The sequence below is a fragment of the Agrobacterium sp. rho-8.1 genome (assembly GCF_033957725.1).
In the GTDB taxonomy this organism is placed as follows: Bacteria; Pseudomonadota; Alphaproteobacteria; order Rhizobiales; family Rhizobiaceae; genus Agrobacterium.
This window is the reverse complement of sequence record NZ_CP192789.1, coordinates 1,430,350-1,442,943: the sequence shown is the minus strand read 5'-3', so window position 1 is coordinate 1,442,943 and position 12,594 is coordinate 1,430,350. Positions and strand designations below refer to the sequence as shown.

11 protein-coding genes are annotated in these 12,594 nt (G+C 57.2%); 1 reads left to right on the top strand and 10 read right to left on the bottom strand.

Annotated features, from left to right (window positions below; genetic code table 11):
* Positions 1–93 precede the first annotated feature (93 nt).
* Positions 94–1,128 carry a phosphogluconate dehydrogenase (NAD(+)-dependent, decarboxylating) gene (gene gnd / locus RMR21_RS21470; RefSeq protein ID WP_498671433.1) on the top strand — a complete coding sequence of 345 codons (1,035 nt, stop codon included), beginning with the start codon at positions 94–96 and terminating at the stop codon, positions 1,126–1,128.
* Between the two features lie 33 nt (positions 1,129–1,161).
* Here the strand turns inward: gnd and RMR21_RS21465 are convergent, their stop codons facing one another.
* The 10 genes from RMR21_RS21465 to RMR21_RS21420 all read right to left on the bottom strand — a co-directional run bounded on the left by RMR21_RS21465 (position 1,162) and on the right by RMR21_RS21420 (position 12,577).
* Positions 1,162–2,049 (bottom strand): ribokinase, encoded by an 888-nt coding sequence (locus tag RMR21_RS21465; protein ID WP_498671432.1) that lies wholly within the window; start codon positions 2,047–2,049, stop codon positions 1,162–1,164.
* Positions 2,046–2,921 carry a MurR/RpiR family transcriptional regulator gene (locus RMR21_RS21460; RefSeq protein ID WP_498671431.1) on the bottom strand — a complete coding sequence of 292 codons (876 nt, stop codon included), beginning with the start codon at positions 2,919–2,921 and terminating at the stop codon, positions 2,046–2,048. The genes RMR21_RS21465 and RMR21_RS21460 overlap by 4 nt, the downstream gene beginning before the upstream one ends.
* The gene (locus RMR21_RS21455; RefSeq protein ID WP_498671430.1) at positions 2,918–3,895 is read right to left on the bottom strand and encodes an ABC transporter permease; all 978 of its coding nucleotides are present in this window, start codon (positions 3,893–3,895) and stop codon (positions 2,918–2,920) included. The genes RMR21_RS21460 and RMR21_RS21455 overlap by 4 nt, the downstream gene beginning before the upstream one ends.
* 16 nt (positions 3,896–3,911) lie before the next feature.
* Positions 3,912–5,438 (bottom strand): sugar ABC transporter ATP-binding protein, encoded by a 1,527-nt coding sequence (locus RMR21_RS21450; RefSeq protein ID WP_498671429.1) that lies wholly within the window; start codon positions 5,436–5,438, stop codon positions 3,912–3,914.
* Between the two features lie 58 nt (positions 5,439–5,496).
* The gene (locus tag RMR21_RS21445) at positions 5,497–6,561 is read right to left on the bottom strand and encodes a sugar ABC transporter substrate-binding protein (RefSeq protein WP_498671428.1); all 1,065 of its coding nucleotides are present in this window, start codon (positions 6,559–6,561) and stop codon (positions 5,497–5,499) included.
* 90 nt (positions 6,562–6,651) lie between these two features.
* Positions 6,652–7,623 carry a sugar phosphate isomerase/epimerase family protein gene (locus RMR21_RS21440; protein ID WP_498671867.1) on the bottom strand — a complete coding sequence of 324 codons (972 nt, stop codon included), beginning with the start codon at positions 7,621–7,623 and terminating at the stop codon, positions 6,652–6,654.
* 217 nt (positions 7,624–7,840) lie between these two features.
* The gene (gene rbsK / locus RMR21_RS21435) at positions 7,841–8,761 is read right to left on the bottom strand and encodes a ribokinase (protein WP_498671427.1); all 921 of its coding nucleotides are present in this window, start codon (positions 8,759–8,761) and stop codon (positions 7,841–7,843) included.
* Between the two features lie 21 nt (positions 8,762–8,782).
* Positions 8,783–9,706: a carbohydrate ABC transporter permease gene (locus RMR21_RS21430; protein ID WP_498671426.1), complete on the bottom strand. Its 924-nt coding sequence runs from the start codon at positions 9,704–9,706 to the stop codon at positions 8,783–8,785.
* An 11-nt stretch (positions 9,707–9,717) separates the two neighbouring features.
* Positions 9,718–10,827, bottom strand: coding sequence for a carbohydrate ABC transporter permease (locus RMR21_RS21425; RefSeq protein ID WP_498671425.1), 1,110 nt, complete (start codon positions 10,825–10,827; stop codon positions 9,718–9,720).
* An 88-nt stretch (positions 10,828–10,915) separates the two neighbouring features.
* Complete coding sequence (locus RMR21_RS21420; protein WP_498671424.1) at positions 10,916–12,577, bottom strand: sugar ABC transporter substrate-binding protein; 1,662 nt, start codon at positions 12,575–12,577, stop codon at positions 10,916–10,918.
* Positions 12,578–12,594 lie beyond the last annotated feature (17 nt).

The window sequence follows — 12,594 nt, the reverse complement described above, 5'->3', positions numbered from 1 at the left end:
TTGCCGATGACGTTGGTTGAACAAGTCGCGGCAAACGCTTGGCGACGCCAGCACAATTCAACAACCGGATACAACGACTTAAAGGAAAATGAGATGCAAATTGGAATGATGGGACTGGGCAGAATGGGCGCGAACATGGTTCGACGCCTGTTGAAGGGTGGCCATGAATGCGTTGTCTTCGATATCAACCCCGCGAGCGTTGCCGCACTGGTCGCAGAGGGAGCCACGGGCGCGACGTCGATGGAGGATTTCACTTCCAAACTGACGAAACCCGCCTGCGCCTGGCTGATGCTCCCGGCTGCAATTACCGGGCAGAATGTGGACAAACTCGCGGCGCTGATGGCACCAGGCGACATCATCATCGACGGAGGTAACTCATACTACCACGATGACGTCGACAAAGCAGAACAACTGCGCGCCAAAGGCATCGATTACGTCGATGTCGGCACCAGCGGCGGCGTCTGGGGCCTGGAGCGCGGTTATTGCCTGATGATCGGCGGGCCTGAAAACGCGGTGCGCCATCTCGACCCCGTCTTCGCGACATTGGCGCCCGGCGGCAATCCACATGACGTGGAAGCCCCGAGTGCAGCTATGAAGACGGCGCAGCTGGGCTATCTTCATTGCGGCCCCACCGGTGCAGGTCACTTCGTCAAAATGGTCCACAACGGTATCGAATACGGCATGATGGCTGCTTATGCAGAAGGAATGAATATTCTGAAAGCTGCCAATGCAGGCAAAAAGACCCGGGATGTAGACGCCGAAACCAGCCCGCTGCCAACACCGCAATATTACCAGTTCGACATCGATATGGCTGCTGTCTCCGAAGTTTGGAGACACGGCAGCGTTATCAGTTCCTGGCTTCTGGATTTGACAGCGGATGCCCTGAAGCAGGACCCAGAACTCGCATCGTACGGTGGTCGCGTCTCCGATTCCGGCGAAGGACGTTGGACACTGAAAGCGGCAATCGACACCGGCGTGCCAACACCCGTTTTGTCTTCAGCCGTGTTTCAGCGGTTCAGTTCGCAGGGCGAGTCGCTCTATGCAGACAAGTTGCTGTCTGCCATGCGGTTTGCCTTTGGCGGTCACCACGAAAAACCAAAATCCGACGCCGGCGAAAAGCCGGTCTGACAGACACGCAAGCCACAAGTCGGGACCGGTAGTTTAGAGCCGGTCCCGCTCAGGCGTGCTGACCAGGAGTGCTGCAGCCGCATTTGCCTTATGCAAGCAATCTGTCATTGCCTTACCCAAGGCGAGTTCTGCAGCGAGAACGCCAATAAACTCATCTCCGGCACCGTGCGTGCTCTGAACGTCCACCTTAATTGCGGGGATGACAATTTCCTCGCCATTCCTATTGGCATAGGCAACACCTGCGCCGCCCGCTGTGACCACGACATCGGGATAGGTTTGCGCCAGTATTTTCGCTGCGGCCAAAGCGCCATCCAGCGTTTCCACCACTGGGGTCTCCGCAAGCATTTCAGCTTCGATGGCGTTGACGACAAGAACATCGATGAGCGGCTGGAGGTCTTTCGACAGCACTCTGGCCGGGGCGGCATTGATCAGCACACGGCCACCGGCCTGCCTTACGGCCCTTGCGCCGATAACGTTGGCCGAATCCGGAATTTCGTTTTGCAGAACGAGCAGAGTGGTCCTGGCCAGCATTTCGTGCGCAGCGCTTACATCTGCTCCGCCAAGGGTCAGATTGCTGCCTGATACGATGACCGCACCATAGTCTCCTTCGCTATCGAAGATGGCAACGCTCATGCCTGTGGATTGCGATGCGTCGCGCCGGACGAAGGTGTGGTCGACGCCTTTACGCTCAAGATTTGCCAGCAGGAACCGCCCGAAATCATCATCGGCGACGGCACCGATCATCGACGTGGGCACCCCGATGCGAGCCGAAGACACCGCCTGATTGCCACCCTTACCACCGCACTTGGGATGCCAAGACGTGCCTGTCACGGTTTCGCCCTTGCGGGGGCGCGATGGACCCATGACGGCGATATCGTAGTGCAGGCTGCCGAAAACGGTGACAAGCGGCGATGGTGTCATGAAAGTCTATCTTTCCGTTTGGATTTGACGGCGGACATGGTGTGATCGAGGTTTCTTTCGGCGGCTTGGTAGTCGCGTTGCGCAACCGCCATGAAGACCGCGTCGAGAATATTCAGTTGTGCGATGCGGGCGGCAGCGTTCTCACCCATCAGCGGAGAGCCTTGTGCGGTGGAACAGAGAACCACATCGGCGGCCTGCGCCAGGGCAGACGAATTATAGTTGGTCACTGCAATTGTCTGCGCGCCGTTGCGCTTGGCGAGTTGAAGCGCCTCGATGATGGCGGTTGTGTTGCCGGAATGGGAAAAGCCGATGGCGATATCGCCTTCCGTGAGCAACGCCGCAGACATCAGCATCATATGCACATCATCGAAGACAGATGCGCGCACGCCAATGCGCAAAAACTTGTGCGAGACGTCCCGTGCAATCTGTGCCGAGCCGCCGACGCCATAAAAATCCCGTTGCCTAGCGCTATGAATGAGATCTGCCGCCTTGTCGAAAGCCACCATATCCAGAATGGAAAGTGTTTCTTCCAAAGCATTGATCGAGGTACGAAATACCTTCTGAACGATCTCCTGAGACGTGTCCTCAACGGACAGTTCCTGGTGCATTTCTGCCGTCGGCTGGCGATTATACTGGCTCACCGCGGTGCGAAAATCGCGATATCCGGAAAAGCCGAGCTTCTTGGTGATCTTCACCACCATGGCTTCCGACACACCCGCGTCGTCAGCGATCTGTTTCAGCGACGTCTCGTCGCTGAAATCACGCATCGCGAAAACGGTATCCACGACCTTTGCTTCGAGCGGTGTCAGCAAAGGCATCATCATGCGAATGCGCGGGCCGACTGTCTTCGTGTCGAAGCTTTCCGAATTCATTCTCTTCCCCTTGTCGCACGATCAATCATCATAGCGACGAGGATTATAAGGCCAGTAGCGAGCAGTTGATAGAAGGCCTGAACATTCATCAACGTCAAACCGTTGCGCATCGCACCCAAGATGATGGCGCCCAGAATAGTCCCGAGAATGCTGCCCTTGCCCCCCATCAAAGACGCTCCGCCAATGGCCGCCGCAGCGATGGCATCCAGTTCCCAGAGATTGCCGAGGATTGGCTCGGCAGCACCCAGGCGGCCGATGAGAATGAGCGAGGCAAGTGCAGCCAGACCACCGGAAATGACATAGGCCGTGATCTTGGTGCGGGCGATGGGCACGCCTGCGACATAGGCAGCTTCTTCATTACCGCCAACCGCCATCAGATATTCGCCAATCGGGGTCTTCTTGAGCAAGATCCATGCGGCAATGGCGACAACGGCAACGATCAGGACTGGCGTCGGAATGCCGAAGAGGTTACCGTTAAACAACGACCGGAAACCAGCGGGGATGCCCAGGACCGGATTGCCACCGGTGTAGATCAACGCGATCGCGCGGTAGGTGCTGAGCGTTCCCAGGGTAACGATAAAGGGTTGCAGGCCGACATAGGCAACCAGCGCGCCATTGATGAAACCGCAGAGAACGCCAACGCCGAGGCCCGCCAGAATGGCTAGCGGGATCGGTGTACCCGCCACAAGCAGGCTGGCAGTAACGACCGCAGAGATTGCAGCCGTCGGCCCCACTGACAGATCGATGCCACCGGAGATGATGACAAGTGTCATGCCGAGTGCCAGGCACGCGTTGATGCTGGACTGCTGCAGGATGTTGACGAGGTTACGCTCGGAAATGAAACCCGGAACGAGTGCGGCAAACACCGCCATGATGACGATGAGGCCGATCAACGTTCCTGCATCGCGCAGCGAAAACGAGAAGCGACGGAAGGCCGGGGCAGAGCTAGGCGTGTCATTGGAAGTGCTGGTCATGAATGGTCCTGTCGGTTCATACGGGTCGCGCAATGCGCGCGTCGTCCGCATCGGCATTCGCCCCTGGAATGGCATGCGCGACAATCGCGCTTTCGCTCAGTTGATCACGTTGAATATCTGCCGCAATCCGCCCTTCCCGCATGACCAGCACGCGGTCCGAAAGGCGAATGACCTCGGGCAGTTCGGAGGAAACAACGATGATGGAATGACCCTCACGGGCGAGGTCTTCGATCAGATGATAGATTTCCGACTTGGCTCCCACGTCGATGCCGCGGGTGGGTTCATCGAAGAGCAGAATTTGTGATTTGGCCGCGAGCCAGCGCGCGATGATGGCCTTTTGCTGGTTGCCGCCGCTGAACAATCGGATCGGTCGATCCAGCTGGAAGGGCCGCAGATTGACGCGCTTCAATAAGTCCTGGGCAGTGGCGCGCAGTTTCGAATTGCTAATCATCCCACCGGATGAAAACTTGCCAAGCGAGGCCAGTGCCATATTGGTGGCGACGGGGCGCAGGGGAATGATGCCCTCGCGCTTGCGCTCTTCCGGCACCAGTCCGATGCCAGCGGCGATTGCATCGCGTGGATTGGAAAAGCTCTGTTCTTTCCCGTCAATGACAATCGAACCAGCGCTCAGGCGATCAACACCGGCAAGCAAGCGCAGCAGTTCCGTGCGGCCGGAGCCGACCAACCCGGCGATGCCAAGAACTTCACCCTTGTGCAGGGTGAGGGACACATCGCGAATTCTGGTCGTTGACGACAGATTTCTGGCTTCGAGCTTGACGGTATTGGTAACGAAGGAATTATGGTGTTCCTGCATCAATTCGCGACCGACCATCTTGGCGATCACGTCCTTTTCCGAAACCTTGGCGAGGTCAACGATATCGACCAGCTTTCCGTCACGCATGATGCTGGAGCGTTGGCAGATGCGGAAAACCTCATCCATTTTGTGCGACACATAGATGATCGATACGCCACTTTGCGACAGGCTGGCGATGACCTCCGCCAGTCGATCAAACTCGCTGGGCGTCAAGCTCGAGGTCGGCTCGTCCATGGCGATGACCTTCGCCTTGTCGAGAAGCGCGCGGCCGATTTCGACGATCTGGCGCTGAGCGACCTTGAGAGACGATATCGGGGCTGAAGGATCGATTGTCTTGTCGATCATGGACAAGGCGTCGGCGGCGCGCGCTTCCTGCTCACGACGCGAAACGAACATGCCACCCATATGTGTCAGAGAATGTCCAAGAAACATGTTCTGGGCAACACTGAGATGTGGCACCTGCTGGAGTTCTTGATGGATCATCGCAATGCCAGCGGCACGTGCGTCCATCGGCTTCTTGAAGGCGACAGCCTCGCCATCGACAAAGACGGTGCCGGATGTTGGCCGAAAGACGCCGGACAGGATACGCAAAAGCGTAGACTTTCCAGCACCATTTTCACCAAGAAGTCCGTGGATTTCGCCGGGGGCGACCTCAAACGAAACATCCGTCAATGCGTTTACGCCGGGAAAACTCTTGGAAATCGTCTCGAATCTCAGTCTCGGCGTCATCGCTCAATCTCCTGCTTGATGGGGATGCCGGCAGAACCGGCCTCCCCTTTCGCGTTCGTTACTTTGCAGTCTTGGCATCTTCCATCAGAACGGCGCGCACATCGACGCCCGTGCCCTGATAGCGGCTGAGATTGTCGGCGGTGATCAGCGCCTGCGGTGTCGCAACCACGCGCGGCAATTTTTGACCAGCGACGAGACGCAGCGCGGTTTCCAAGGCAACTTCACCTGTCAGAACCGGGAAGCTGTCCACGGTACCGGTCAATTCGCCAGCCTTGATGGAAGCATAGGCATCAGAGATGCCATCCGTGCCGAAGACTGCGACCTTGCCGGCAAGACCGGCTGCCTTGACTGCTTCGACGATGCCCAAGGCCATGCCATCATTGTTGGCGTAGAAGCCGATCAGGTCGGGGTGCTGGTTGAGAATGTTGGTGGCTGCGTCATAGGATGTCTGACGATCCCAATTGCCGGGAACACTGGCGACGACCTGAAACTTGCCGCCCTCGCTGATAGTCGACTTGAAACCATCCGTGCGCTGCACGGCGGCGTAAACACCGGCCTGACCTTCGACAATCGCGACCTTGCCGCCCTGCGGACGGTTCTGAATGAACCACTTGGCGACGCGCACGCCGTTGTCGCGCTGAACATTACCGACGTAGTGTTCGGCCTGTGGGATGACCGCGTCGTTGACGTTGACGACTGGAATATTGGCCGCCTTGGCCTGTTCGATAACCGGCTGCAAGTTGGCATCCGTCTGCGGCGATACGAGCAGAACGTTATAGCCCTGCGTGATCATGCCTTCGGCAATCGTGAGCTGGCCGAGCTGATCACCCTCGCTCTGGGCCGCCTGATAGGCGACGGGAACGTTGACCTTCTTTCCGAACGCCTCATAGCCCAGGCCGAGCGAGCGCCAATATTCGTTGGTCAGCGTCTTGGAAACCGCACCGGCCTTCGTACCCTCTGGCAGCTTGGGGAACGGGCCAAGCTTTGCTTCAAGCTGCGACCAGTCCATGCGGTCTTTTTCGGTGTCTGAATTCAGCGGCACTAGGTCCTGTGCGAAAGCCGCGCTGAACAGGAAGCTGGCGGCAAGCCCGGCGGCAAGTGTCGTCTTCAAAAAGGTCTTCATCGGTTTCCTCCCGGATGGTGTTGTTTTCGGCAAACCTTCGGCGTGCCTTTGGTAAAAGGTTCAGATCTAGAGAATGTCAGCGGTTTGCCTTCAGCCGAGCATGAGCTCCTGAATGACCGCCTGGGCTGAGACGGCATCCTGCCGCTCTATGGCACCGGACAGGCGATTGTCCTGGTCGATACGATCAACGACTTTCAGCATGCGCTTGACGGTCTGGATATTGACCTCGCATTCGTGCACGGGATCGAGGCCCGTCATATCCGGGAACGTATCGAAGTAGATCGCGCCATCGTAGCCATCCTTGCGGATCTGCCGCAGAAGCTCGATCGTCTGCTGCGTGTGGACGGCGCCAACCATCAAACCATCGTCGCGCTTGGCATAACCATCATTGAGATGAACACCCAGAACGCGGCTGTAGCGGGCAATCAAGGCGGCGGCAAAAGCTGGCTGCTCGTCGGCGTAGAGGACATGCGCAAAATCCAGCGTTACGCCCAGATTGGGCATGTCAACGTCCTTGATGGCGAGCAATGTCGTGGCGCAATCAGGCATCAGGCTATAGGAGCGCGGCTCGTTGGGCTTGTATTCGATGCTGACGAGACAATCCTCATCATGCTCGCATACTTCACGAATTCCATCAATCTCGTGTTGCCATAGGGTGTGGTAGTCTGCCTGGAACGCATAATCGAACCCGTCCTGACCGAGCCACAAGGTCATGAGGTTGCTGCCCGCTGCACGAGCTGCATCGATGCCCTTCTTGGTCAGATCGATTGCTTCACGCCGCACCGAAGCATCGGGATTGGTAAAAGCGCCGATCTTGAAGGCCGGATTTGTATAATAGCGCATGGCGAAACCATTGATCGCAAGGCCGAGATCGCCAATCTGGCGGGCCAGAACAGCAGGATCATCCGCCACGTGGTCTGGATAATTGAGATCGAGATCGGTTAATCCGTCCACCTTGGCAGCGCGCGTCGCCATCTGCAGCATCGTCGGCTTGCCGGAAAGGTCAGGCCATTCGGCCTGCGGCTTCGAGGCGAAAGAATTCAAACGTGTGGCAAATTTCAATGGGGTCACGGCAATGGCTCACTTCAATCGTTGTTATCTCAACTTCACAAATTAATTTTATTTTGTAAAGCTATATATGTTGTGCATCGCATCAAATCGCTTTTTCAGCACGCTTTTCCACCGTCATTTCTAGCTTATGCCACCACGCGGATGTGCACTCCGGGAGTGTCATCGCGGATTTCATAACTCAGAAACGTGCATAGGCAGAAACGTCGTATCAGCCCGCTAGAACGGCCTCGATTTCATCAAGGGTCGGCATGGCAGGAGCTGTTCCGCGCCGTGTGACGGCAATGCCAGCCGTTGCACATCTAAACCGAGCAGCATCGAGTGGACTGGATCCGCGCGAAAGTGCTGCAGCAAAACCGCCCACAAAGGCGTCCCCGGCACCGGTCGTATCGATGGCTGGACCGCAGTTGACGGAGGGGACATGGACGGACTGGTCTCGCGCATGAAACAACACGCCCCGCGCTCCCAACGTGATGAGCGCGACACCGACACCGCGCGACAGCAACATGTCACCTGCGCGCCTTGCGTCCTCCAGTGTGTCAAGCGGATGGCCCACAAGTGCTGCGGCTTCGGTTTCGTTGGGAACGATAAAGTCGCAAAGCGGATAGATTTCATCCGGGAAAGCGTCCGCCGGAGCGGGATTGAAAATCGTCGTGACACCTGCTTTGCGAGCAATTTCAAGCGCCCCGTGCGCAGCCCGTGCAGGCTGCTCCAACTGCGTCACGAAAACCGCCGATGTCTCGATGGTATCCCGTGCCGATTCGACATCGCCGATATCGATCGTGCCCGCTGCACCCGCATAAACGATGATGGCGTTGTCGCCGTTCGAATCGTTGACATAGATGAAGGCTGCGCCGGTGGGCTGATCGTCCATGATCGTCAGCTTGGCAGTTACGCCAGCCTGCTCATAGGTCTTGAGCGCAAGGTCACCGAACGTATCCCGACCTATTTTGGAGATGAAAGAGACTTCGGCACCGGCACGTGCGGCGGCCACGGCTTGGTTGGAGCCTTTTCCGCCAGGACCAACGGAAAAACCACTGCCGCTGATGGTTTCACCAACTGCGGGCATTCGTGGTGCAAGATAAGCTGTGTCGGCAACGAAAATGCCCAGAATGGATATGCCCGACTTCATGTTGTTGTCCTCCTCCACGCCCTATTTAACCGCCCCGGCTGTTAGGCCCTTGACGATGTAACGCTCCAGGAAAATCCCGACCAGCACCAAAGGCATGATGGCAGCTGTCGCGATCGCCGCCATGGACCACCAGTTGATGCCTTGCGAGCCCGTCTGGCTTGCGACCATGACCGGAAGTGTCTTGGCGTTGGAGCTTGTCAGCAGCGCTGCGAAGAAATACTCGTTCCAGCACAGAATGACCGATAGAATGAAAGCAGCGACCATCCCCGGCAGAGCGATGGGCAAAACGATGCGCATGAAGGCACCCCAGATGGAGCAGCCGTCCACCAATGCAGCCTGTTCCAGCTCAACCGGGATCGTGTCGAACTGATCGCGCATGATCCAAATCACGATTGGCAGCACCATCAGCGTATAGACGAGAATGAGGCCAACCAGCGTGTCCAGCAGCATCAGATGCTTGTAAAGCACGAGAAACGGCATAGCCAAAACAACGGGTGGCAGAATGAGCTGTGAGAGGAAGAAGAAGGAGATATCCTTGTTCTTCATCCAAAGGAATTTGTAGGAGAAGCGGCTAAGGCCATAAGCGGCAAGAGAGCCGATGACCACGGCGAGAAATGAAGCGCCAACCGAGGCGACGATACTGTTGAAAAAGCGTCGGACGAATTCGTCGCGGACAGTCGATTGAACGAAAATCGTATCCGGGGAGAGCCCAAGAGAACGCCACCCCTTCCAGTCCGGCGTGAAGTCAACGAAGGGAATGAGATGTCCCTGCGTAACATTGACGGCCGTCTTGAAGGACGTCGTGATCGTCCAGTAGATCGGAAACAGCGAAATGAAGGACCAGAAGACCAGAGCCGCATAGATCAGCAGGCTCTTTGTTAGAAACTGCGGACGGCGGGACCACAGGCTTGGCTGTGTAGTGGATATCTCAACGTGTGTTGCCATCAGCTCCAGCCTCAATTGTCGCGTTGCATCCACCGGCTCGTTCCTTTGAGGATGAGCGCGACGAAGATAATGATGATGACCAGATAGAACTCCGCCAGCATGGTGCCATAGCCGACGTTGGAGCGGTCCCGGTATTCACGGAATATGAAGCTGGACACGGTGTCCGTTGCACCGCCCGGTCCACCAGCGGTGACATTGATAACGATATCAGCGAGTTTCAGCTGGAAGATGATGCGCAGGATGATGACGGTGATGCTGACAGGCAGCATGAGCGGAAACGTGATTTCCTTAAAGCTCTGCCAACCGGAGGCGCCATCCACCTTCGCAGCTTCCTTGATTTCTGACGGCAAGGCCTGGAGGCCCGCGAGCAGAAGGATCATCATGAAGGGAATGGATACCCAGGCATCCATTGCAATGATCGATGACCGGGCAAGCCAGGGTGTCGAAAAGAATGCCGGATTGTCCCAGCCCAGATGGCGGGCGAGCGTTGCAGCCGGGCCGAAGCGGTATTCCATCAACGACTTGCCGATCATCCAGCTGACCGCCACAGGGCTCAGCATCAGTGGCAACAGGAAGGCGACACGAAAGAATTTGCGCGCCTTGATCTCGGCGTTGAGAAGCAATGCCAGACCGAAGGCAATGGCATACTGCACCAGCACCGACAGAACATAATAGACCATGTTCAGCAGCGCGTTCCAGAAATAGCGATCTGCGAAGAGGGTTCGCAGATTATCCAGACCGTTGAAGCGTCGACCGGCAGCAGCGCTGAGGTTCCAGTCTGTGAACGCGATGTAAAGGCCGAACACCGTGGGAAACACGACCATGGCGACAGTGAACAGGACGGCGGGAAGCACGAAAACAGCGCGCTGGCCCGCTTCTCCTCGGATCAGGATCTGCGCGGCGCAGAGTGCTGTTGCCCAGATGATGTAGGCAAGCAGCAGAGGTCGCCAACTGACGAGACCAAACGCGGTAAGGCCCACTGCCTCGCAAATCTGTAACGCCAAGACGACGAAAAACAGAACGGTCGCAGCCGAAAGCAAAAGCTTGCCCCGTCTGACAGCGCTCATTTTAACAGTTGTCTGTTCGACGGGTTGCAGAGTTGGTGTGATCGTATGCGACATGGGCAAACCTCAAGGCTGGAAAGCCGTATTCAAGCGGTCGTGGCTCAGGCGACGCATTATGTGCCGCCTGAGCCTGAAGGTTACGGCATCAAACGCCCAGTGAAGCCTTATAGAGCGCTATCTGCTTTTCGCGGCCCAGTTGGTCGGTTACCTTCTCCCACGCGGCCGCAATGGCATCGGCCCCTTCCTGTGCGCTTGCCTGACCGGCAAACACCTTGGCCAACTCGTCTTCCGCCACGCTATAGTATTGGAAAATGCCAGGGATACGCGGCTCGATCGCAGCGTTCGGGTGGTTGTAGGAGTTGGACTGGGACGCGAGGTAATTGGAGATGAACGCCTCGTCATATCCAGCCGTTACCCATTCCTTGATATCGAACTGGCTCTTGCGATAGCACTGGAAACCGGACGGATAGGCTGCAGTCCACAGGGCCAAATCCTTGCCGCCGAGATGGGCCGCCGCACTCCACGCGGCTTTCTTCTTTTTCTCGTCGCTGTCGACACGTGCCATGACGTAAACGCCCCAACCGAGATAGGCCATATTCGGGGCGAAGTTGGGACCGCTTGCGAGCTTGTCCCATTTGCCGGTCTTGGAATTGTAGACATCATCAGAGCCCGGCAGAATATCGAAGCCGATGGTGTCACCGATGACTGACGTGTCGCTGGTGCGCGCGGCAGCCCCCACATCACCCCACCACGAGACCATCGATCCGGTGCCTGCCAGAAACTGCTGGAAAGCCGCAGTGCCGGGATCGGCGTTGAGCTGATCGCCCGCTTCCGATGGCAGCGCATCGATCACGTCCTGAATGGCGCGAACCCAAGCAGGGTTGTTGATACGCGGCTTCATCGTGTCGGTATCGAACAACCAGGCCTTGTCTTCGGGATGCTTGGCATAGGCCGTGGCGCGGCTGCCGAGGAAGTAGAAGCCAAAACCGCCCCATGCCTTTGGCGAATCGAGATAGCCTATGGCGTCCGAGCCGGCAATTTTCTTGCCTTTGAGGAACTTGGTGACTTCCTGCACCTTCTGCCAAGTTCTCGGCACGGCCCAATCCCCCTGATGACCTTCATCCTTCCAGGCTTTTGCCAAATCCGCGTCGGCAAAGTAATCGGTGCGATAATTGAAGTTATGGCAATCGCCATCGACGGACACACGGTAGGTCTTGCCGTCCCATGTCCCGACAGGCGCTTTCAGGTAATCGACGTAATCGTCCATGTCGATCTGGGCCTTGACCCAATCCGGCATCTCGGATGCGAGCCCCTTGCCACAGACATCCCCTTCGAATGGTGCGCCCATTTCAAGCAGGTCGAAGTCGACCGTTCCGGTGGCGATCGCCTGCTGGAGACGCGGATTGTAATCGGCTTGGGCCAAATCGATCCAGGCGATCTTGGCACCGGTATAATCTTCCCATGGCTTCAGAAAGCCGCGGAACAGGACGTTGTGGAGGTTCTGGTTGTTGAGGCCCATGAAGGACAGTTCGACACCGGCAAACTCGCCCTGCTTCACCGTCTTCTTGGTGGCTTCAAGACACATTTCACCAACCTTCTGCCAGTCGGCATCGGTCGGCGACCCCTTGCCCACGCCCGGCACCTGCAGAATTTGCGTCCGAAGGTTTGCGTCCTGCGCGTAAGCTGCGCCGAAGGGACCGAGCATGCTACCCGCGGCCGCCACCGCGCCGAGGCTTGCACTCGTTTTCAAGATAGCGCGGCGGCTCAAGCCGATCGCCATCATTCTCTCGAAATCACTGACTTTCATGCGGTTCTCCTCCCGTT